Origin of the sequence: Sinomicrobium pectinilyticum (assembly GCF_003725735.1) — a bacterium.
In the GTDB taxonomy this organism is placed as follows: Bacteria; Bacteroidota; Bacteroidia; order Flavobacteriales; family Flavobacteriaceae; genus Sinomicrobium; species Sinomicrobium pectinilyticum.
Window position 1 is genome coordinate 1 of the sequence record NZ_RJTM01000137.1, and the last position, 22,193, is coordinate 22,193.

Annotated in this window: 21 protein-coding genes; 11 read left to right on the top strand and 10 right to left on the bottom strand. The window is 46.3% G+C overall.

The window, feature by feature from the left end:
- Positions 1 to 81 precede the first annotated feature (81 nt).
- Positions 82 to 1,710: a M1 family metallopeptidase gene (locus ED312_RS19665; RefSeq protein ID WP_123217741.1), complete on the bottom strand. Its 1,629-nt coding sequence runs from the start codon at positions 1,708 to 1,710 to the stop codon at positions 82 to 84.
- 82 nt (positions 1,711 to 1,792) lie between these two features.
- Positions 1,793 to 3,421: an acyl-CoA carboxylase subunit beta gene (locus ED312_RS19670; RefSeq protein WP_123217742.1), complete on the bottom strand. Its 1,629-nt coding sequence runs from the start codon at positions 3,419 to 3,421 to the stop codon at positions 1,793 to 1,795.
- A 232-nt stretch (positions 3,422 to 3,653) separates the two neighbouring features.
- Here ED312_RS19670 and ED312_RS19675 point away from each other — a divergent pair, with 232 nt between their 5' ends.
- Complete coding sequence (locus ED312_RS19675) at positions 3,654 to 3,833, top strand: CAL67264 family membrane protein (RefSeq protein ID WP_123217743.1); 180 nt, start codon at positions 3,654 to 3,656, stop codon at positions 3,831 to 3,833.
- Positions 3,834 to 4,258: 425 nt separating this feature from the next.
- Positions 4,259 to 5,950 carry an energy-dependent translational throttle protein EttA gene (ettA, locus tag ED312_RS19680; RefSeq protein ID WP_123217744.1) on the top strand — a complete coding sequence of 564 codons (1,692 nt, stop codon included), beginning with the start codon at positions 4,259 to 4,261 and terminating at the stop codon, positions 5,948 to 5,950.
- A gap of 96 nt (positions 5,951 to 6,046) precedes the next feature.
- Here the strand turns inward: ettA and ED312_RS19685 are convergent, their stop codons facing one another.
- The 4 genes from ED312_RS19685 to ED312_RS19700 all read right to left on the bottom strand — a co-directional run bounded on the left by ED312_RS19685 (position 6,047) and on the right by ED312_RS19700 (position 9,546).
- Positions 6,047 to 6,796: a C40 family peptidase gene (locus ED312_RS19685; RefSeq protein ID WP_123217745.1), complete on the bottom strand. Its 750-nt coding sequence runs from the start codon at positions 6,794 to 6,796 to the stop codon at positions 6,047 to 6,049.
- 123 nt (positions 6,797 to 6,919) lie between these two features.
- Positions 6,920 to 8,095, bottom strand: coding sequence for an acetyl-CoA C-acyltransferase (locus ED312_RS19690; protein WP_123217746.1), 1,176 nt, complete (start codon positions 8,093 to 8,095; stop codon positions 6,920 to 6,922).
- Positions 8,096 to 8,287: 192 nt separating this feature from the next.
- The gene (locus tag ED312_RS19695; protein WP_123217747.1) at positions 8,288 to 8,854 is read right to left on the bottom strand and encodes an adenylosuccinate lyase; all 567 of its coding nucleotides are present in this window, start codon (positions 8,852 to 8,854) and stop codon (positions 8,288 to 8,290) included.
- 2 nt (positions 8,855 to 8,856) lie between these two features.
- Positions 8,857 to 9,546, bottom strand: coding sequence for an SIR2 family NAD-dependent protein deacylase (locus ED312_RS19700; protein ID WP_123217748.1), 690 nt, complete (start codon positions 9,544 to 9,546; stop codon positions 8,857 to 8,859).
- 190 nt (positions 9,547 to 9,736) lie between these two features.
- Between ED312_RS19700 and ED312_RS19705 the strand changes: the two genes are divergently transcribed.
- Positions 9,737 to 10,393: a TrmH family RNA methyltransferase gene (locus ED312_RS19705; RefSeq protein WP_123217749.1), complete on the top strand. Its 657-nt coding sequence runs from the start codon at positions 9,737 to 9,739 to the stop codon at positions 10,391 to 10,393.
- A gap of 14 nt (positions 10,394 to 10,407) precedes the next feature.
- On the opposite strand, the gene ED312_RS19710 is transcribed toward ED312_RS19705, so the two are convergent.
- Entirely contained in the window at positions 10,408 to 11,175 is a 768-nt protein-coding gene (locus ED312_RS19710; RefSeq protein WP_123217750.1) for a carboxypeptidase-like regulatory domain-containing protein, read from the bottom strand.
- Positions 11,176 to 11,513: 338 nt separating this feature from the next.
- Positions 11,514 to 13,229: a DEAD/DEAH box helicase gene (locus tag ED312_RS19720; protein ID WP_123217762.1), complete on the bottom strand. Its 1,716-nt coding sequence runs from the start codon at positions 13,227 to 13,229 to the stop codon at positions 11,514 to 11,516.
- Between the two features lie 255 nt (positions 13,230 to 13,484).
- Between ED312_RS19720 and ED312_RS19725 the strand changes: the two genes are divergently transcribed.
- The 4 genes from ED312_RS19725 to ED312_RS19740 all read left to right on the top strand — a co-directional run bounded on the left by ED312_RS19725 (position 13,485) and on the right by ED312_RS19740 (position 15,976).
- Positions 13,485 to 14,030: an RNA polymerase sigma factor gene (locus ED312_RS19725; RefSeq protein ID WP_123217763.1), complete on the top strand. Its 546-nt coding sequence runs from the start codon at positions 13,485 to 13,487 to the stop codon at positions 14,028 to 14,030.
- Positions 14,011 to 14,286: a hypothetical protein gene (locus tag ED312_RS19730; RefSeq protein WP_123217752.1), complete on the top strand. Its 276-nt coding sequence runs from the start codon at positions 14,011 to 14,013 to the stop codon at positions 14,284 to 14,286. The genes ED312_RS19725 and ED312_RS19730 overlap by 20 nt, the downstream gene beginning before the upstream one ends.
- A 60-nt stretch (positions 14,287 to 14,346) precedes the next feature.
- Entirely contained in the window at positions 14,347 to 15,003 is a 657-nt protein-coding gene (locus tag ED312_RS19735) for a ClpP family protease (protein WP_123217753.1), read from the top strand.
- A gap of 109 nt (positions 15,004 to 15,112) precedes the next feature.
- Positions 15,113 to 15,976 carry a phosphatase PAP2 family protein gene (locus ED312_RS19740; RefSeq protein ID WP_123217754.1) on the top strand — a complete coding sequence of 288 codons (864 nt, stop codon included), beginning with the start codon at positions 15,113 to 15,115 and terminating at the stop codon, positions 15,974 to 15,976.
- 4 nt (positions 15,977 to 15,980) lie between these two features.
- Here ED312_RS19740 and ED312_RS19745 read toward each other — a convergent pair whose 3' ends face one another.
- Together ED312_RS19745 and rlmH are read right to left on the bottom strand one after the other, a co-directional pair.
- Entirely contained in the window at positions 15,981 to 16,559 is a 579-nt protein-coding gene (locus ED312_RS19745) for a non-canonical purine NTP diphosphatase (protein WP_123217755.1), read from the bottom strand.
- Between the two features lie 45 nt (positions 16,560 to 16,604).
- Complete coding sequence (gene rlmH / locus ED312_RS19750) at positions 16,605 to 17,078, bottom strand: 23S rRNA (pseudouridine(1915)-N(3))-methyltransferase RlmH (RefSeq protein ID WP_123217756.1); 474 nt, start codon at positions 17,076 to 17,078, stop codon at positions 16,605 to 16,607.
- A gap of 231 nt (positions 17,079 to 17,309) precedes the next feature.
- Here rlmH and nadC point away from each other — a divergent pair, with 231 nt between their 5' ends.
- From nadC to priA, 4 genes are all read left to right on the top strand, one after another.
- The gene (gene nadC / locus ED312_RS19760; RefSeq protein WP_123217758.1) at positions 17,310 to 18,173 is read left to right on the top strand and encodes a carboxylating nicotinate-nucleotide diphosphorylase; all 864 of its coding nucleotides are present in this window, start codon (positions 17,310 to 17,312) and stop codon (positions 18,171 to 18,173) included.
- 79 nt (positions 18,174 to 18,252) lie between these two features.
- The gene (locus ED312_RS19765; protein WP_123217759.1) at positions 18,253 to 19,173 is read left to right on the top strand and encodes a YihY/virulence factor BrkB family protein; all 921 of its coding nucleotides are present in this window, start codon (positions 18,253 to 18,255) and stop codon (positions 19,171 to 19,173) included.
- 35 nt (positions 19,174 to 19,208) lie between these two features.
- On the top strand, positions 19,209 to 19,640 hold the full coding sequence (locus ED312_RS19770; RefSeq protein ID WP_123217760.1) for a DUF2147 domain-containing protein: 432 nt from the start codon (positions 19,209 to 19,211) through the stop codon (positions 19,638 to 19,640).
- A gap of 141 nt (positions 19,641 to 19,781) precedes the next feature.
- The coding region (gene priA, locus ED312_RS19775) for a replication restart helicase PriA (protein WP_123217761.1) at positions 19,782 to 22,193 on the top strand (2,412 nt) is incomplete at its 3' end.

The window sequence follows — 22,193 nt, forward strand, 5'->3', positions numbered from 1 at the left end:
ACTCCTTGTTCCGCTTGCGGAATACCCCTCTTCTGAAGAGAGCGTGCCTTTTGTCTTATCCGTTATTCACATTAAAACAAGTTAATTCCCTACCTTCACATCCACAAAAAACCGGTCCGTAGCCACGGAAATCCCTTTGGGCGGTGTGTCCAGTTTTTGCCATTTCTCCGTAGGGTGCAGGCGGATTTTTTCACCGTTAACACTAACATCTACAGGCATGTTGAAGTTCTCTGTATCGGCAATCCAGCGGTACGTGGTGCCATTGCCTTCTCTTTTCAGTTCCAGTACGGGAATAGCGGTATGTCTCAGGTACTGATCGAATACGGGTTCAAGATCCAGGCCGGTCTCCTGTTCGAAGAAATTGAGGACCATTTCCGTATCCACGATCATGTGTCTGAAGGTCTCACTGTATTCCTTTATAAGTTTCCACCATTTGTCATCATCGTTTATCATATGGCGGATGGTATTGAGCATTAAGGCCCCTTTCGGGTACATATCGCCCGAACCTTCTTTATTAACGCCGTAATCGCCTATGATCGGTTTGTCATTTCTCACATTCTTTTTCAGTCCGTTCACATAAGTCTGTCCGGCCTCGTAACCCCAGCGGCATTCTGTATAGACTACTTCACTGTACGTAGTGAAACCCTCATGTATCCACATATCGGCAATATCGGAAGAGGTAATGCTGTTACCGAACCATTCATGCCCGGTTTCGTGGATAATGATAAAATCCCATTTCGTACCTATGCCCGTACCTGACAGATCTCGCCCCAGGTACCCCTTCATATACCTGTTACCATAAGCAACGGCACTCTGGTGTTCCATACCCAGGTGTGGTGTTTCCACCAGCTTGTAACTATCCTCTTTGAAAGGATATTCTCCGAATTTCCCCTGGAAACAGTCCATCATCGGTTTTACCTCCCGGAAGTGTTCTTTTGCCTTTTCGAGATTGTAACTCAGTACATAGAAATCCATGTCGAGCCCTTTATATGTCTCCCCGAAATGAACATAATCGCCTATATTGAGCGCTACATCATAATTGTTTATGGGGTTGGTGACCTTCCAGTCCCAGCGGGTGTATCCGTTCCCGAGATCTTTTTTTCCGGTCAGCCGTCCGTTGGATACATCCATCAGGCCGTTCGGTACCACAACTTTTATAGTCATTCCGTTCTCAGGTTCTTCACTCTGGTGGTCTTTATTCGGCCACCATGCACTGGCTCCCGTACCCTGAACTGCCGTGGCTATCCATGGCTTTCCGTTTTTGTCTTTCTTCCAGTCAAAGCCTCCGTCCCACGGCGCCCTTACGGCCGCAATGGGATTGCCGGAATAATAAAAGGTCAAGCTGTCTTTTTTATTCTTTTGGAACCCGTTTTTATTCTCTATAAAAACCGCGTTGTATTCTCTCCGGTAGGGGAGTTGCCTGCCGTGAAACACTATGGAATCCACATCCATATTCTCGAAGAGATCTATCTGCATCGAAGTCAGCTTTTGTTGCGGAACAAAAACAATGCGGTTATATCCGCCGATATGTTTTTTTACAGGGTCTACTTTTATGTTCAGGTGATATTCCCTTACGTCAAAATTTCTCTCGGTACGGAGGGAACCTCTCAGCGTGTCTCCCCTGGTATAATTTTCTTTGTCCTGCATCAACTGGGCCTGCATGCTTTGAATACCCGCGAGGGCCAGACTTAAGAGTACTATTTTTTTCATGGATTCCTGATTTTAGCGCAAAAATATCAAATTCCGTTTCCTGCCGGATGTCATCAAAAGAATTTTTCCGGCAAAAGAAGTTTTATACCTGTATTACCCCCGGATTATAGGGTCTTTCTATCGGGGCGTGATTGGCTGCTTCGATCCCCATACTGATCCATTTTCTGGTATCCGCAGGGTCAATAACAGCATCTGTCCATAACCGGGCAGCTGCGTAATAGGGAGAAGTCTGGGCATCATATCTCGACTTGATCTTGTGAAACAGTTCTTCTTCTTTTTCCTTCGTAATATTTTCCCCCTTTTTCTTCAGGGAAGCAGTTTCTATCTGTAAAAGTACTTTGGCCGCCTGTGCACCTCCCATAACCGCTAGCTCTGCACTCGGCCAGGCGAAGATTAGCCTCGGATCATATGCTTTTCCGCACATGGCATAGTTTCCCGCTCCATAGGAATTGCCTATGACCACAGTAAATTTGGGAACAACACTGTTGCTTACGGCATTGACCATTTTAGCCCCGTCCTTAATAATTCCGCCATGTTCACTTTTACTGCCTACCATAAAGCCGGTAACATCCTGCAGGAAAACAAGGGGTATTTTCTTTTGGTTGCAGTTGGCGATAAACCGTGTGGCCTTGTCCGCACTATCGGAGTAAATGACCCCTCCGAACTGCATTTCCCCTTTTTTGGTTTTTACTACTTTGCGTTGGTTGGCTATGATCCCCACAGCCCAGCCATCTATGCGGGCGTAACCGGTAATGAGTGTTTTTCCGTACCCGGCCTTGTATTCTTCAAATTCCGAACGGTCTACCAGGCGTTTGATGATTTCCATCATGTTGTACTGGTCCCCGCGCGATTTCGGAAGGATACCATATATATCTTCCGGGTTTTCAACGGGTTTTGACGGTTTTGCACGGTTATACCCGGCTTTATCGAAATCACCGATCTTATCCATAATATTTTTTATGGTGTCCAGGGCATCCTTATCATCTTTAGCCTTGTAGTCCGTAACCCCGCTGATTTCACAATGTGTTGTGGCGCCACCAAGGGTTTCGTTGTCGATAGATTCCCCTATAGCGGCTTTTACAAGATAGCTTCCGGCAAGGAAGATACTCCCGGTCTTGTCCACAATAAGGGCTTCGTCACTCATTATGGGCAGGTAAGCACCGCCGGCTACACAACTCCCCATTACCGCGGCTATCTGTGTAATCCCCAGGCTGCTCATTATGGCGTTGTTCCGGAAAATACGGCCGAAATGCTCTTTATCCGGAAATATCTCATCCTGCATGGGAAGGTAAACTCCCGCACTGTCTACCAGGTAAATTATGGGAAGCCTGTTCTCCATGGCAATTTCCTGTGCGCGAAGGTTCTTTTTCCCGGTGATCGGGAACCATGCCCCCGCTTTTACCGTAGCGTCATTGGCTACGACAACACATTGCCTTCCTTTTATATAACCTATTTTTACCACGACACCCCCGGAAGGGCAGCCACCGTGTTCTTCATACATTCCTTCTCCCGCAAAAGCACCTATTTCAATATTGCCGGTGTCTTTGTCCAGTAAATAATCAATACGTTCGCGGGCAGTCATTTTTCCCTCTCCATGCAGCTTTTCCACCCTTTTTTCCCCGCCGCCTTTTTTTATGATGGCCAGCCTGTTCCTTAGCTCGGACAGGAGTAGTTTATTGTGGTCTTCGTTTTTATTGAAGTTTATATCCATATTTTTTACTTAGAATGCTGCTAAAATACGAAAAGAAGACCGAAGTCCGAAGAGAACTACCGTCGGGAAATGTCACAGATCGATACCCCCGTTTTATTTTTATGAAATTAACGCCATAATCACATACATCTGCTCGTATTACTTAAATATTTCATAAATTGTACGATATTTGCCCGCTAGTTCGGTATGAATACGGACTTTTGTACTTAAAACACATTTAATGGACACATCAATGGGAATGAATAAGAACACCATATTTGGCTGGGCCTCTTTAATTATGTTTTTGATCGGGACAGCTTTGGTTTTACTGGGGGTGTTGAAATACAGGGACTATGCCATAGGGTTTTCGGTAGTGGGCATCGGTTTTTTTGCGATGTCATGGATTTTTAATGCACTGAAAGGGAGGATTTGAAGTTTATACCTGGTAGTTTATAGCTGTGAGTACAATCACCGGATTTGGAGATTTGGAAATCTGGCAAAAAGGAAGAAAGATTTGCCTGTAGAGGAGTTCTTTCAAACAACATCCTTAAAACGGGGATATTTATTATACAATCAAATAAATTCCGGTTCCGGTTCTGTTACGGAGAATATCGCAGAAGACTTTGACCGGACGGAATAAGGAATTTCAACTGTTTTTTACGTATTGCCAAAGATTCCGTCAGTGAATTGAAATCGCACGGATTTAGGCAACGGATAAAAAATACAGGCAAAAACATTCAAGCTCTCCGAAATGTGTGAGTACGAAAATATAAAACAGGTGCCTTGTATTACTTGCGTAATTCAGGGATCAAAAGTCAATAATTTAAATCATAAACCACAAACAATAAACATTATTCAATGTCAGACGATAAGAAAGTCATTTTTTCGATGTCGGGCGTTTCCAAAACGTACCAGAGTACGAACAAAACCGTGCTGAAAGATATCTACCTGAGTTTTTTTTACGGGGCCAAGATCGGGATACTCGGGCTTAACGGCTCCGGTAAATCCACTTTGCTGAAGATCATTGCCGGCGTAGAAAAAAATTACCAGGGAGATGTGGTTTTCTCTCCCGGATATTCCGTAGGGTACCTGGAGCAGGAACCCTTGCTGGATGAGGAGAAAACAGTGATCGAGATCGTAAAGGAAGGAGTGGCCGAAGTAGTCGCCGTTCTGGATGAATACAACAAGATCAACGATATGTTCGGGTTACCCGAGGTATATGAAGATGCCGATAAAATGCAGAAGCTCATGGACAGGCAGGCCGAACTCCAGGACAAGATAGATGCTACCAATGCCTGGGAACTGGATACCAAACTGGAAATTGCCATGGATGCTCTCCGTACACCGGAACCAGATACCCCGGTAAAAGTACTCTCCGGGGGAGAACGGAGAAGGGTTGCGCTTTGCAGGTTATTGTTGCAGCAACCTGACATCCTGTTACTGGACGAGCCTACGAACCACCTGGACGCAGAATCGGTATTGTGGCTGGAACAACATTTGCAGCAGTATAGCGGAACCGTGATTGCCGTGACCCACGACCGGTATTTCCTGGACAATGTGGCCGGATGGATTCTGGAGCTGGACAGGGGAGAGGGAATTCCGTGGAAGGGAAACTATTCTTCATGGCTCGACCAGAAATCCAAGCGACTTGCACAGGAACAAAAACAGGCTTCCAAAAGGCAAAAAACCCTGGAGCGGGAGCTGGAATGGGTGCGTATGGCCCCTAAAGGGAGGCAGGCCAAGCAAAAGGCACGTCTCAATAATTATGACAAACTCCTCAACGAGGACCAGAAACAACTGGATGAAAAACTGGAAATCTATATTCCTAACGGGCCCAGGCTGGGGACCAATGTTATAGAGGCCAACGGCGTGGCCAAGGCTTTTGGCGATAAGCTTCTGTACGAAAACCTCAATTTTAACCTTCCGCAGGCAGGGATAGTAGGCATTATCGGTCCCAACGGGGCGGGTAAAACTACTATTTTCAAGATGATTATGGGAGAGGAAAAGCCGGATAAGGGAGAATTTGTTGTCGGAGAAACAGCCAAGATCGCTTATGTAGACCAGAGACATACGAATATCGATCCGGAAAAATCCATATGGGAGAACTTTTCGGACGGACAGGAACTGGTGATGATGGGAGGAAAGCAGGTGAATTCCCGTGCATATCTCAGCCGCTTTAACTTTTCCGGAAGTGAACAAAACAAGAAGGTTTCCACCTTGTCCGGGGGAGAACGCAACAGGCTTCACCTTGCCATGACCCTGAAGGAAGAAGGTAACGTATTACTGCTGGACGAACCTACCAATGACCTGGATGTAAATACGCTCCGGGCATTGGAAGAAGGGTTGGAGAATTTTGCAGGTTGCGCGGTGGTAATCTCTCACGACCGTTGGTTCCTGGATCGTGTTTGTACCCACATCCTCGCTTTTGAAGGAAATTCGGAAGTTTACTTTTTTGAGGGAGGTTTCTCGGATTATGAAGAGAATAAACGTAAACGCCTTGGGGCCGATGTCACCCCGACACGTATCAAATATAAAAAACTGATCCGCTAGCTAGCTGATCGGCAATAAGATAAAACCCGGCTTCCGGTAATGAAAACGCCCTGAAATTGTTCCGGGCGGTAAATCATCCGGAAGCCGGGTCTTTGTTTATATTATTTTCTTGATAACTCGTAATTTGTGGGTATGCCTGCGGGTATCCACATTAAAAATCCCGGTGTGGTCAATACGGTCAATACGCACTTTACCATAAGAGTGGATGACGTAATTGTCTCTCATAATGATGCCTACATGGACGATATTTCCTTCGTCATCATCAAAAAAGGCCAGGTCGCCCGGTTCGGATTCTTCGATAAAGCTCAGGGCTTCTCCCTGGGTAGCCTGTTGGGCTGCCTGTCTTAGCAGGGGATAGCCGTTTAATTTATATACCATTTGCGCCAGTCCGGCGGCGTCGATACCAAAAGGTGTTTTCCCTCCGCGCTGATGCGGTGCGTTCAGGAACGAGAATGCGGTTTCCACCAGGTTCCCTTTCTGCTGTATGCCCGATTGTACCCTGCCGTCAAAATGATGGGAAAGAAAGGACGATGAACTGACATGTGATCCTATAGGTACGGGCATGAGTTGCCCGTTGTGATCGGTAATGAATTCTACCATGTCCGAAGAAAGGCCTGTAACATCTTTATCCATGTTTTTGTAGGTATCCTCTTCAATGACCAGGTATTGTTTATTGTCTATCCAGCCTTCGTGCCTGTCGAAAGCAAGACGGATTCTGCTCCAGTATTTTTGTTGTTCAAGTACTTTAAAATGTTCACCGTACAGGGCCTGAGAAGTAAGTTCGGCCGTATCGGAGGGATTCGATCGTAAAGGAACGATACTGAGGTTACAGATTCCGTATTGCATTTATTTTTTTAGTTTTGGAGTTTTTTAGCCCCGATATCTATCGGGATGAAGTTCGGAGTCCCCGGTCATTCTTTGTAACCAGAACTCCCGCACTCCGAAACTAAAAGACTAAGAACTAACTGACTATCTTTCAATAATGATTGCCGACGCACCGCCACCTCCGTTACATATGGCAGCAGCACCGGTTTTTGCGTTGTTCTGTTTTAAAATATGAATAAGTGTTACCAGGATACGGGCACCGGAGCATCCCAGAGGGTGCCCTAACGAAACCGCTCCTCCGTGTATGTTTACCTTATCGTCCGTAAGGCCCAGTATCTTCATATTGGCCAGCCCTACTACGGAAAAAGCCTCGTTAAATTCAAAAAAATCCACATCTTCCAGTGCAACTCCCGCCTTTTTCAGGGCTTTTGGTAATGCTTTGGCCGGGGCTGTGGTAAACCATTTCGGTTCCTGGGCGGCATCGGCATAACCCTTTATTGTGGCCAGGGGCGTAAGGCCCAGTTCCGAAGCTTTTTCCTCGCTCATCAGTATCAATGCGGCAGCACCGTCATTGATGGTGGAAGCATTGGCTGCTGTTACGGTACCGTCTTTGGTAAAAGCAGGGCGCAAGGATGGTATTTTTTCCAGGATAACGTTTTTATATTCTTCATCTTCTTCAACCAGGACGGGGTCTCCTTTTCGTTGCGGAACTTCAACCGGAACCACTTCATCTTTAAATTTTCCTTCTTTCCAGGCATCGGCAGACCGTTTATAGGATTGGATGGCAAAATTGTCCTGCTCTTCCCTGGAAAAACCGTATTCTTTTGCACAGGCATCTCCGCATACGCCCATGGCATTATTATCGTATGCATCCACAAGGCCGTCTTTCTGCATACCGTCTTCCATAATGGCCGGGCCGAATTTTGTTCCCTTCCTTATGTGGACATAGTGAGGTATGGAGCTCATGTTCTCCATTCCCCCTGCCACTATAATTTCCGCATCTCCGAGGGCAATGGACTGTGCGGCCTGCATGACCGCCTTCATACCGCTGGCACATACCTTGTTGACAGTGGTACAAGGCACGGTGTCCGGTATTCCTGCGTATATTGCTGCCTGTCGGGCGGGAGCCTGTCCTTCTCCTGCCTGTACGACATTTCCCATCAGTACTTCATCTACTTTTGAAGGGTCGAGACCTATCTTTTCCAGGGCACCACGTATGGCTATGGCCCCCAGTTTCGGAGCCGGGACACCGGAAAGGCTGCCCAGGAAACTTCCTATGGGAGTCCTTACGGCCGATACTATAACTACTTTTCTTGTCATTTTATTCTGTTTTAGTGTGTTTTCTTTCTTATTCCCCGGTTAAGGGGATTGTGTTCCCTTTTCTTCCGATACTTTTTAATGAGCACTAAACGTGCCGGGTTACCCGTACAACATCGTTCAAAAGGGTTTATGTTGCGAATTTAAGTAAAAATGAGATATTGATTCGCCCGACTTCCGAGTTATTACTCACAATTAGGTCTCTCCGGCGAGTTTATCGAGAATATGTTTTGCCCTGGAACGATAAGCGGCGGAATGTTCTCCGTATCCCTGCATCAGGATCAACCGCAGTTCCGGATATATCCATTCGAATTTGGTCCCCAGAAGAAAAAGGCAGTACATGGCATATGCTTTCACGGCAACTTTCCGGTTTCCGATCAGCCAGTCAAAACACGTTTCGGTAATCTTGTGAAGGTGTTCTTCAGTAAGGGATTTCTTTATCTGGTTCGGATGTTTGTCAAAATACCGTTCGCACAGCAGCTCGCATACTTTCCCGGCGGACCGGATAGCCCCATCTGCCTTTAATGTCCGTATGTTGGCAGTAAACGTATCGATAGACGGTATTATCCAGTATAATTTTTCTTTACAGACAAATTCAAGGACCCAGCATGCTTTTGTCGAGATGATCTCATCTTCCGAGAAACATGCCGACACGAGATCGGGAAACAGGGAAGGGGTAGAGAGTATTTCTTCCGATAACTGTTTCCTGCGTTCCCGAAGGGCATTGACATAATCGAGTTTATCGTATATGCAGTTTTTCAATATTACAGGGAGTTTTGAAAATGAGAGATGGCCCTGGGAACCCCGGTAGTTGCTTTTTCCGCTATAATGGTCAGATTGGGTAAGCTGTCTCCGGAAATACTGGGGCTGGGGTCTATAAAATAAACGGGCGTATTTTTTCCGGCGTAATTGACAAGCCCGGCGGCCGGGTAAACCTGCATGGAGGTGCCTATAACCATGAGAATATCTGCCTGTGAAACTGCAGCTATGGCGTTGTCCATCATAGGTACGGCTTCGCCAAACCATACGACATGGGGACGTAACTGGTAATTGTGCTCACAGAAATCTCCGATACAAATATCTTTTTTCCAGTCGTAAAGGAGGTCTTTATCAAAAGTACTCCGGGCCTTGAGCAACTCACCGTGCAGGTGTATGACATTTTTACTTCCGGCCCTTTCATGCAGGTCGTCCACATTCTGGGTAACAATAATTACATCGTGGTTCTCCTGCAATTCCGCCAGGGCGTGATGAGCGGTGTTGGGCTTCACTTCCAGAAGCTGTTTTCTCCTTTTGTTGTAAAAATCCAGCACCAATTCCGGGTTTCTTCTGAAGCCGTCAGGGGAGGCTACTTCCATGATATCGTGCCCTTCCCAGAGCCCGTCAGCGTCCCGGAAAGTATTTATCCCGCTTTCGGCGCTTATTCCAGCACCGGTCAAAACAACTATTTTCTTCACTGCAATATCTTTAGAAGCCGTCTCCGGATAACGTTTACCGGCCAGAGAAACGGCCTGGCTTAAATTTTAGTCTAAAATAATGTAAATTGTGCCCGTTTAAAAGTGATGTGTTTAAAAACTTATGCATTGCACGCGACCGGGAGAACATGATCGTGTCCGGAAAAGTGTAATACATAAATCATGAATACCAATGACAGATAAAGCACTGTTACAATACCTGGAAGGATTTCTTACGGAAGAAAGAAGAGAGAAGTTCTCGGATATATTGTCCCGCCGTACCCGGCATCTTACGGTAGCCATGGAGGACGTATACCAGATGCACAATGCCAGTGCCGTTATCCGGAGCTGCGACGTCTTCGGGGTTCAGGACGTGCATATCATAGAAAAACGCTTTGGTAAAAGACTGGACAAGAACATTGCAATGGGTGCCCAGAAATGGGTGGATGTATACCGTTATGCCTCTGCCGGGGAATGTATGCAGCAACTGAGAGAAAAGGGATACCGTATCATAGCTACAACGCCGCATAACGATTCCTGTTATGTGGAAGATTTCGATATATCCGAAAAGTCCGCCTTGTTCTTCGGTACGGAAAAAGAAGGCCTTTCCGAAGAAATACTGGCCGGGGCCGACGGTTACCTCAAAATACCTATGGCAGGATTCACGGAGAGCCTTAATATTTCGGTTTCCGCAGCGATCATCCTGCATACGCTGACAGGCAAACTGAAAAAATCCGGCATATCCTGGAAATTGTCGGAAGCGGAGATCTTCGAAAAGAGGATAGACTGGTCGCGCAAATCCATCAGAAGTATAGAGGATATATTAAAAAGGTATTATGACGACCGGTAAAATTATCGCAAGGCTTATTCGTCTACGCGGTTGAGTACCTTGTACTCTTCATAGCAGTCGTGAATGGCGTCGAGGATCTGAAGGTCATTTGCCGTTCGGATAAAGTCTTTGGAATAGTTGCAGTTACGTAAAATCTCATCAATATCCACACGGTCTATCTGAAGTAATTCGGTCAGGGTTTCCCTGTCGAATTTGGATGCTAGCAGGTTGCGTATTTCATCATCTTCCTTCATCTTGCGCAGTTTACGCATTTCCTTTGGTTTTTTGCCGAACATATTGTGCAGAAAATCCACCGGGTTGAAAATGGCTCCCAAGACTTTGGATATGGCGCCGGGGTTGGCACTTCCGGCCTCATACCCTTTGGGTAATCCGGATATACTGTAGCGTCCGGCATTGTTTATCGGGATATTTTTGGCATCGATGTCCAGGTAACCGGTAAGTTTATATGGCCGTATCACCACTTCTTCAAGAGCATAGGCAAGTTCTGTCATACCGATCCTCGTACCGTCAAACTTAAGCATATCGTTGGTTACCCTTACCTTTATGGACTTAAACCCGAGAAATGAAAAATAAAGAGTATCATTAACGCTGGCTGTTATCCGGAACTCTCCCTGCGGATTGGAGACAGTACCTACCACCTGGTTAAGGTTTACTACGTGCACGTTGTCCATTACCCTGTCCGTACTGGTATTAAACACAACACCTTTAACCTTGTCTGCCTCCTGAGAAAAGCAGAGAACAGTAAAGAAAATGGTAATTATAAAAGGAATTATCTTTCTCACTAGTCAATTTATTTTTCCCGGGGGGTACAGCGAGGAACATCGTCCTGTTTACAAAGTTTCCTGTCTGCATTCGGCCCTGACCGTCGGGGTTTGCCGGGAGGCTAAAAATACTAAACCAAAATTAAAAAAATGTGTGTTGGGACATTTTTTTAATATACAATTAACAGCCTTGTCATTACCGGGAATTCCCTGCGGGGCATGTGGCAGTAGTCCGGCATAGGTACCCGGGTTTAAGTGTGGTGTCTGCCGGATGAGAAAAGAACTTTCCGAAAGCGCCGCCCCGGGAAGACGGGGAATCAATTCTTTCGGAAAGTCCTGTAAAATCCTGTCGGAAATACTTATCGTCTCCTTCCTTTTTTGCCTTTCTTGCCGAAGCCTTTATCTGAGGAGCCAAACCTGGTGTTACCACCTTTTTTCCAGCCTTTGCTCTTTCGGCTTCCGCCGGGGTTTTTGGAGATCTCGATATTGATGAAACGGCCGTCCATTTTAAAATCCGTGAAAATATTCAGGATACCTTCCGTATGCACTGCGTCCGTATTAAAGAAAGAAAAACTTTCTTTTACATCGACTTTAAATATATCGTCCCGGTCAAGTCCTACTGTTTCCCGGAGGAAATCCTTTAGGGACTTCCAGTCATAACCATCGCGTTCTCCTACATTGATAAAGTAGCGTACGTCGCCCTGGTCTGGGATGTCGGCAGCAGCGTTTTGGTTACGGCTTTCCGGACCTGCATTGACATTGAGGTCCTTGGCGTTTTTATAATAGTTGAAAAATCTGCCGAACTCCACAGAAACCATCTTTTTAATGAGTTCTTCCCGGTCTATATCGCGAAGAACGTCATTAATGGCCGGGAGATAATGGTTTACCTCTTCATTGACTTCCGTATTCTTTATCTTACTGGCCAGGTGGTACAGCTGTATTTCGCAGATTTCCATGCTACTTGGAATCGTCTTGACCTCGAACTGTTTCTTGATGATCTTTTCGATCGCCCTGATCTTTCGTATTTCGCTTTTAGCAAGGATCACCATGGAGATCCCTGATTTTCCTGCGCGTCCCGTACGGCCGCTACGGTGGTTATAGGTTTCCACTTCGTCGGGAAGCTGGTAATTGATAACGTGGGTAATATCATCGACGTCAATCCCCCTCGCCGCTACGTCTGTGGCAACCAGCATCTGTATTTGCCGTGTACGAAAGGCTTTCATTACCATGTCTCTCTGGTTCTGGCTCAGGTCGCCGTGTAATGCCGCGGCATTATAGCCATCCTCGATCAGTTTTTCCGCTACGTTTTGCGTGTCCCGTTTGGTCCGGCAGAAGACTACGGAGAAAATATCCGGGTTGGCATCAGCCAGGCGCTTCAGGGCCTGGTAACGATCCCGACCGTTTACCAGGTAATATTCGTGTTGTACGGTATCCGTTCCGGAATTCTTGGCCCCCACGGTGATTTCCTCGGGCTGGGACATGAATTTTTTTGCAATGGTAGCTACTTCCCTGGGCATGGTGGCCGAAAACAGCCATGTATTCTTTTCTTCCGGGGTATGGGAGAGTATGGAGGTAATGTCTTCATAGAATCCCATATTGAGCATTTCATCCGCTTCATCCAGTATGCAATAATCTATACGGGATATGTTAACCATTCCGCGGTTGATCATGTCCTGCATCCTGCCTGGTGTGGCGACTACGATCTGCGCTCCTTTTTTTACGTCACTAGCCTGTGCGGTAATACTGGCTCCACCATAAATGGCCACGATGTTCAGGCCTTTGACATATTTGGAGTAGTTCTTCAGTTCATTGGTAATCTGCAAACACAACTCCCTTGTGGGAGAAAGAATAAGCCCCTGCGTGGTCCTGTCATTTGCATCTATCTTTTGAATAAGCGGAAACCCGAACGCTGCCGTTTTTCCCGTTCCCGTCTGTGCCAGGGCTACCATATCGGTATCGTTGGCGAGTAGAACCGGAATAGCCTTTTCCTGTACCTCCGAAGGTGTCTCAAAACCCATGTCTTCAATGGCCTTTAAAAGCAGGTCGTTCAGTCCTAATTGTTTAAATTTGTTCATAAATAAAATTAAAATAAGGGGCAAAGGTACTCTTTATTCGCGGTTAATCGCTATTTTTTACTAATTATTTCTACAGGCGGAAAGAGATGGAATCAGTTGGATTATATGCAGTTAGGATGGTAAAAGTCTTTTTTGCGCCGTAAATATGCCGCTAAAACGATGTAAAATATCCTTTTGCCTGAAAAAATATTCTTTTTCCGGGTGATAATTTCCCGGAAAAGCACACATACTTATAAAACATTCTTATTCGGAACCATGAAGTACAGGCTAAAAACATATCAGGACAGGGAAGCATTTTTCCTGGATCTGTACAAATCGTTCTTCCCCGATGTGGCCGCATATGTGCGAAAAAGGGGAGGCTCCCTGGATAATGCCAGGGATATTTTTCAGGAATGCCTGGTCATTTATTACGAGAGGACTGTTGTTCCGGACTCTCCGCCCGTACGTAATGAAAAGGCTTATCTTATGGGAGTTGCCAAAAAGTTGTGGTACAGGATGTATGCGGAAAATGCGAAATATTCCGGGGAAGAACAGTATAGCCCGGCAGGGAGTACTTATGAAGCGCCTTTACCCGAAGTTTCCGTCCCGGCAAATATTATGGAATACCTGGAACACGCCGGAAGGAAATGTATGGATATGCTGAAGGCTTTCTACTACGATCATTATAACATGCAGGAAATGGCAGCGCGTTTTGGTTTCGGAAGCGTGCGCTCCGCAACGGTGCAGAAATATAAGTGCCTGGAGAAGGTTAGAGATAAAGTCAAAGAAAAATCACTGAACTATGAGGATTTCACTGCGTGAGACCAAACAACTCGAAGACCGTATATTCGGAAGGGAAGATGAAGCGGAAGCCCTGGTGATGAATGTGAAACTTCACCTGGATAAAGAACTGGGGGATAAACTTGTGGCACAACAACTGGTTTACGATTGCGTACGGGCATACGGGAGAAAAAACCTGAAGGCGGAAATAGCCTCTGCAGACCACAAACTTTTTTCTGAAAAGAAATACGAAGGGTTCCGGGAACGGGTACGGAAACTTTTCGGGACCTGTAAATAAAAGCAGGGATGCACGACTTATATTTTATCCGAGTCCATTAATCTTTTAAGAATTTTTAATATGGAACTTTTATCCGGTATGATCCCTATGGTTATCGATAACCGTGACAGGGGAGAACGGGCGTATGACATTTACAGCCTGTTACTTAAAGAACGTATTGTTTTTTTAGGGTCGGCCATAGACGATCAGGTTGCCAATGTTGTTGTGGCGCAATTGCTCTATCTCAACAGCCAGGACCCTAAAAAGCAGGTAGACCTTTATATCCACAGTCCCGGCGGCAGCGTCTATGCGGGAATGGCTATTTACGATACCATTAAAATGATGTCTGCCCCGGTATCGACGGTGGCCGTGGGGTTTACGGGGAGTATGGCTACAGCTCTTCTCACTTCCGGGGCCAAAGGCAGGCGGTATGCCCTGTCTCATGCTACCGTGCATATGCACCCGGCCAGTGGTGGCGCCAAAGGGTATACGGAAGATGTACGTATAGCAACTCATGAACAGGAACGCCTCCAGGCACAATTGTTCCATATTTTCGGTAATAATATGGGGAGATCCAGAGAGGAAGTGGAAGAACTGTTCTTAAGGGACAGGTTTATGAGTGCCCCCGAAGCCAGGGAGTACGGTCTTGTAGATGAAATACTCGGGGATACGAGTGATGTGATCAGGCTGGAAACTTCCGGGTTTAAAGTATCCTTTTTCGAAGCGGAAAAAAATTGAGGCCGGCCGGTACTTCCTTAAAATTTTAAATGCGACAATCTGGCTTTTTGCTTTTGTCGTATCTTGCAGCCAATTTGAAATTTTGCTATAACGATAAAAGAAAAAAATTATGGCTAAACCCGTGACCTCAGCTTTGCGGACTCTTTTCGCAGTCACCTTATTGGCAATATCCCTTACCGCTTACGGACAAGAAGATGAAGAAAGTCCGAAGGAAGAACTTACACGATGGCAGATGTTCAAGTATGACGGTGCCAATATATTCGGGGGAATGGCATATGCCTACAGCAGGCCTTTTCACTGGGATGGGGATGACTGGCTGACTTTCGGAGGGGTAATGGTGGGGACCGGGCTGGTTTTTCTGGCCGATGACGAGACCAGTAAATTTTTTGCAAGGCAAAGGGACGATATCCCGCAGGTTATACGTGATTATGGTTGGTACTACGGTAGCCCCCAGAACAATTACATGCTTACCGGTGCGGTTTACCTGACCGGACTGGTCACGAAAAATGAGAAATGGAGGCGAACGGGTGTCCTTCTTATCTCCTCGGCCAGTACCGCGGGCCTGTTACAGCAGGTGAGTAAATTGCTTGTGGGGCGGGCAAGGCCACGGACCGGAAAGTCCAAGGACACCTTCGATCCTTTTCCGGAAGATGCCGATTATCATTCGTTCCCTTCCGGCCATGCCATACTATCGTTCACCAATGCCTACGCCCTGGCAAAACTGGTAAATAATCCCTGGGCAAAAGCCGGTATTTATACCGTAGGGCTTATTCCCCCCGTATCCCGTTTATGGGAAGGGGCACACTGGCTATCGGATGTGGTGCTTAGTCTGGCCATTAGTGTTGCCACCGTCGAGGCCATAGACCATTATCTCGATTCCAAATATGCTTCCCCTTATCCGGGCAAACGGAATAAAATATCCTGGAACTTTAATGTAGGCCCCGGCAGAATTGGTATCGTAGGGGTGTTTTAACAGGTTACATCCTGTCTTTCAGGTACACGATAAGCTGTTTTACGGCTTTTCCGCGGTGTCCTATCTCGTTTTTTGTGTTCAGCGGAAGTTCGGCAAAGGTACGGTCATAACCATCGGGCATAAATACAGGGTCGTACCCAAACCCTTTGTTCCCGGATTTCTGAGGAGTTATACGGCCGTTAACAATCCCTTCGAAATACAGTTGCTCTCCGTTGAGATGAAGGGCAATTACCGTCTTAAACCGGGCACTTCTGTCCGGTTTGTCTTCTAATTCTTTCAGAAGTTTTGCCATATTGGCCTCCGCGTTTTTTTCTTCTCCGGCATACCGGGCGGAATATACCCCGGGGGCTCCGTTGAGGGAATTCACTTCCAGGCCGGTATCGTCTGCAAAACAGTCATGACCGTATTTCTCCCTGATGTAATTTGCTTTTTGTATTGCATTCCCTTCTATGGTACCGGAAGTTTCCGGGATGTCTTCGTGGCAGTTGATATCATCAAGGCTCAACAGGGTAATGTTTTCCGGAAGTAAGGCCTGTACTTCGTAAAGCTTGTTCTTGTTATGTGTGGCGAAAACGAGTTTCATAGGGCGTGATAGTATTAAAAAAAACAGCGGCAATATCCGTATTTGTTACCGGTGGTGATAAGGTTCATTGTTGAGTATGGTAAAAGCCCGGTACAGTTGTTCAGTAAAGAACAGGCGGACCATCTGGTGCGAAAAGGTCATGGCGGAAAGGGACAGCTTTCCCTGCGCCTTTTGGTATACCGCATCCGAAAAGCCATAGGGGCCACCTATGACAAAGACGAGTTGCCTGATCCCCGAGTTCATCTTTTTTTGAAGGAATTCCGAAAACCCTACCGAAGTATGCTGTTTGCCGTTTTCATCCAGTAAAACAAGGTTGTCCGTAGGCTGTAGCTTTTTGAGTATAAGCTCACCTTCCTTTTCTTTCTGCTGTGTCTCGCTGAGTTTTCCCGCATTCCGTATATCGGGGATGATCTCTGTGGAAAAGCGTGCATAGAACCCCAGCCGCTTTTCATAATCCTGTATTAGCGACTGCAAAGCGGTGCTGTCCGTTTTACCTATGGCGAGGAGCTTTATGTTCATAAGGCAAAATAAACGGAGTGAAATGTAGAAAGCAAGGATTTTTGTGTAAATCTCCCCCTGTTACCGGTTTTTTTATCGGGAAAAGGGAAAGTTAGAGAAGATGGCAATAAATTTTTCCCGGAAATGTGTTCTGTTTGTAACTTTGGCTGTCCGGTGTTAGGGGACAGTTTCCCGACCGGGGACAAATAAAGAGTATAATTTAGTATTTTAGCGATAAAACTGTCCGAAAAAATGATATCAAAAGAACAATTTGACCGCGAAATAGATCTGATAATAGTTAATGCCGTCCGGGAAGATGTCGGGGACGGAGATCACAGTTCACTGGCTTGTATACCGGAATCAGCCGGCGGCAAGGCCAAACTCCTGGTAAAGGACCGGGGAGTGATTGCCGGTGTGGATTTTGCCCGTAAGGTTTTTGAGTATGTAGATGAAAACCTGGAGATCGACGTGTTGATGCACGACGGGGAGCAGGTAAAGCAGGGCGATATTGTTTTTTATGTAACGGGGAGTTCCAGGTCTATCCTTAAGGCGGAAAGACTGGTGCTCAATGCCATGCAACGGATGAGTGCGATAGCGACAAAGACAGCCAAATACGTAAAGCTTTTGCAGGGCACCGGGGCCGGAATACTCGATACCCGGAAGACCACCCCCGGCATAAGGGCCCTGGAGAAATGGGCGGTAAAAATAGGGGGTGGTGAGAACCACAGGTTTGCCCTGTACGATATGATTATGCTCAAAGACAATCACATTGACTTTGCAGGCGGGATCACCGGGGCGATAGAAAAGACCAGGAAGTACCTGGCTGAAAAGGGAAAGGCCCTGAAAATAATTGTCGAGGCCCGAAATATGAAAGAAGTAGAAGAAATATTACAGTGTGACGGTGTGTATCGTATTTTGCTGGACAACTTTACTTTTGAAGAGACTGTGGCGGCCGTAAAACGGATAGGAGGAAAATGCCAGACCGAGTCTTCGGGAGGGATCGATGAAAATACGATACGCAGATACGCGGAGTGCGGGGTAGATTACATATCTTCCGGGGCATTGACCCATTCCGTCTATAATATGGATCTGAGCCTTAAGGCGATTAATGATTAGTACCGAGAGAGCGGACCGGTGAAGCCGTTCCGGAAATTGTAAACCCCTGCCGGAAGGCAGGCCCCAACCGCAGCGCGATATGTCTATAGAAATAGAAGAAAAACTTTCTAAGATACCGGTCATAAACCTTCTTGTCGCTTTCTTTAAAAGGATAAAATTGAAAGCTTTCGAAGGGCTTTCGGTTTACGACCTCCTCGAAATGTATGTGTTCGGCATTGTAAAAGGTGCACTCACATACAGGGCAAGTGCTATTTCCTTTAGTTTCTTTATGGCGATATTTCCTTTTCTGCTTTTTGTACTTAACCTCATACCCTATGTACCCATACAGGATTTTCAGGCTCAGTTTCTGCATTTCATCGACGGATTGCTGCCTCCGGAAACCGCATCGTACTTTAATCCCATTTTTAGTGATATCGCCGGGAAGAAAAGGGGGAGTCTGCTTTCTTCGGTATTCGTACTTTCCGTTTTTCTGATGACCAACGGTATCAATGCCGTATTCGGAGGGTTTGAGAACTCCTATCACGTAAAAATAAGCCGGAATGTGGTGCGCCAGTATTTCATAGCTCTCGGCGTAGCTGTTATTATGGCTCTTTTGTTGTTATTGTCGGTCGCAGCTTTTGTGTTTTTCCAGACGGATGTCATAGACCGTCTCACCGAGAGGGGGTATATCGAAAATGCGGAACTTTGGATTGGGATCGGGAAATACCTTTTTTTTATATTTATTGCATACCTCTTTACTTCCATTCTTTACTATTTCGGCACTATAGAAGGTAAACATACCCGTTTCTTTTCGCCCGGCGCCTTACTCACTACGGTGCTATTTGTGCTTACGTCCTATTTTTTCGGGGTTTATATAGAGAACTTTTCACAATATAACGAACTGTACGGTTCCATAGGGGCATTACTTATTCTGATGTTGTACATCTGGTTAAACTCCAACATCCTGCTTCTGGGTTTCGAACTAAATGCTTCCCTTCGTAGTTTGAAACAAAAATTTTAATATATTTATTTGAATAATCACAAAAAACAGGAAACATGAAGCAATTAATAGCACTAGGCGGGTTGTTTTTTCTGCTCGGCACTTTATCGGTTACTGCGCAGGATATTTTCGGAAAATGGAAAACCATAGACGATGAGACAGGGAAAGAAAAATCCATTGTGGAGATCTATGAGAAGGGAGGCAGGGTTTATGGAAAAGTGGTGGAGATCCTCAATAAGGAAAAGCTGGATGCTAAATGCGATAAGTGTAATGGGGATAAGAAAGGCCAGCCGATATTGGGAATGGTTATTATCGAAGGACTGGAAAAAGACGGTAATACCTATTCCGGCGGAAGTATCCTGGACCCGAACAAGGGAAAGGAATACCGATGTAAACTATGGGTTGACGAAAGCGACCCCGATAAATTAAATGTAAGGGGATATGTAGCTTTCTTCTACCGCACACAAAACTGGTTCCGGGTACAGTAACAGGAACCGTCCGGTACGCTCCGGGACCGAAGATACCATCAGGAGACATCTTCGGCCCGTGAGTTCATATAAGAGGGTACCGGTAATAATTTCCGGCGGTTACCCGTCGCTGATCCTCCGTCCTTTTCATATCTTTGTTGCATGCAACAATATTTCGTAGACGTTATTCTGCCCATACCCGTAGAAAAACAATTTACGTACCGTATTTCGGAACAGGAGTTCCGTTTTATACGACCGGGGATGCGGATAGCGGTCCCTTTTGGTAAATCTAAAATATACACTGCCCTTGCATATAAACTCCACCGGAACCCTCCGCAATTATATGAAGCCAAGGAGATCCATCAGATACTGGACGAGAACCCTGTAGTGACGGAAAAACAACTGCAATTGTGGCTATGGATGGCGGAATATTATATGTGTACGGCAGGAGAGGTCTTCCGGGCCGCACTACCGGGTACCCTGCTCCTGGAGAGCGAAACCATTGTGCTGAAGAACGAGGAATTCCGGGCATCCGAAACCACGCTCAAGGACGACGAATGGCTTGTATACGAAGCATTGCAGCACCAGCCGGTACTTAAGGTAACCGAAATAGCGGCCATACTTGATAAAAAGAACGTACTGCCCGTATTGAAGCGGTTGCTGGAAAAAGGGGTAATACGGGTAAAGGAAGAAATCCATGAACAGTATCGTCCGAAATTGGTACGTTTTGTCCGGTTGGCTCCCGGCTATAAAGAGGAAGATGCATTACGCGAATTATTGGACACCCTGAACAGGGCCCCAAAGCAAAAGGAAGTATTGCTGACGCTCTTCTCACTTTCGGCAACAACCAAAAAACCTGTAAAACTTAAAGAATTGCAGGAAAGGTCCGGGGTGTCCGCAGCAGTCATTAAAAATCTGGTGGATAAGGAAATTCTCGAAGATTATTACATACAAACGGACAGGGTCGAATATTCCGGCAGACCGGTGAGCAGTACCAAGGAACTGAACGAATTCCAGGTTAAGGCGCTTTCCGGGATCAAAGAACATTTTCAAACCCGTGATGTCACCCTTTTATACGGCATTACTTCTTCCGGTAAAACGGAAATTTACGTAAAGCTTATCGAAGAAATCCTGGCCCGGGGCAAGCAGGTGCTTTATCTTTTACCTGAAATTGCACTTACTTCCCAGCTTATCCATCGGTTGCAGGAATATTTCGGGGAAAAAGTAAGTGTTTATCATTCCAAATACTCCAACAATGAAAGGGTGGAAGTATGGAATAACCTGCTTCAGGATTCTTCCAGGGCCCGGATAGTCGTAGGGGCGAGGTCTTCTGTATTTCTGCCGTTTGCCGATCTGGGGCTGGTGATCGTGGATGAGGAGCACGAAGTATCGTTCAAACAGTTCGACCCGGCTCCGAGATATCACGCCCGTGATGTAGCCGTTGTACTGGCCCGGTTACACGGGGCCAGGATATTACTCGGTTCTGCCACGCCCAGTGTGGAGAGCAGTTACAATGCCAAAATGGAAAAATACGGCCTGGTCGGCCTTACCCGGAGGTATGGCAATGTGCTTTTGCCGGAAATGGAACTCGTAGATATTAAAGAGAAGCACCGGAAGAAAAGGATGAAGGGACATTTTTCCGATCGCCTGATAAAGGAGATAGAAGAAGCCCTTTCGGAAGGAGAGCAGGTTATCCTGTTCCAGAACCGCAGGGGGTATGCGCCGGTGATGGAGTGTAATACCTGCGGGCATACCCCGCAATGCCCGAGTTGTGACGTGAGCCTTACCTATCACCGGATCCGCAAACAATTGCGGTGCCATTACTGTGGTTATCACATGGCCCTTCCGCAAAGCTGTGTAGCCTGCGGAAGTAGTGACCTGGATACACGGGGGTTCGGTACGGAACAGGTGGAAGAAGAACTCCGGGCTCTTTTTCCGCAGGCAAGAACGGGAAGAATGGATTCCGATACGACCAGGGGGAAATACGGTTATGAGAAAATCATTACGGCTTTTGAACAGCAGGAAACAGATATCCTTGTCGGTACGCAAATGCTGACCAAAGGCCTGGATTTCCGCAATGTGAGCCTGGTTGGGATCATGAATGCGGACAGCCTGCTCAACTATCCGGATTTTCGGGCCTTCGAACGGAGTTTCCAGCTTATACTACAGGTGGCGGGCCGTGCCGGAAGAACGGAGAAAAGAGGAAAGGTCCTTATACAAACATATAACCCGTATCACCAGATCCTGCAACAAGCCTCCATGAACAAGTACGGCGATATGCTTATCGACCAGCTGAATGAGAGGAGGCAATTCCTGTATCCTCCGTTCTACCGGCTTATCAAAATATCATTGCGGCACCGTAATTATAATACCGTACAGGAAGGTGCAGACTGGTTTTCCGGGGCCTTGCGAAATTATTTCGGGGCTTCCGGATGGAAAAAAGATTACATACTTGGGCCGGAATCTCCCGCTGTCGGACGGATCAGGAACCTGTATATAAAGGAGATACTCATAAAGATCCCATCCGGACAAAACCTGAAATCCGTAAAAAACGGAATATGGCGGGGGCATAAA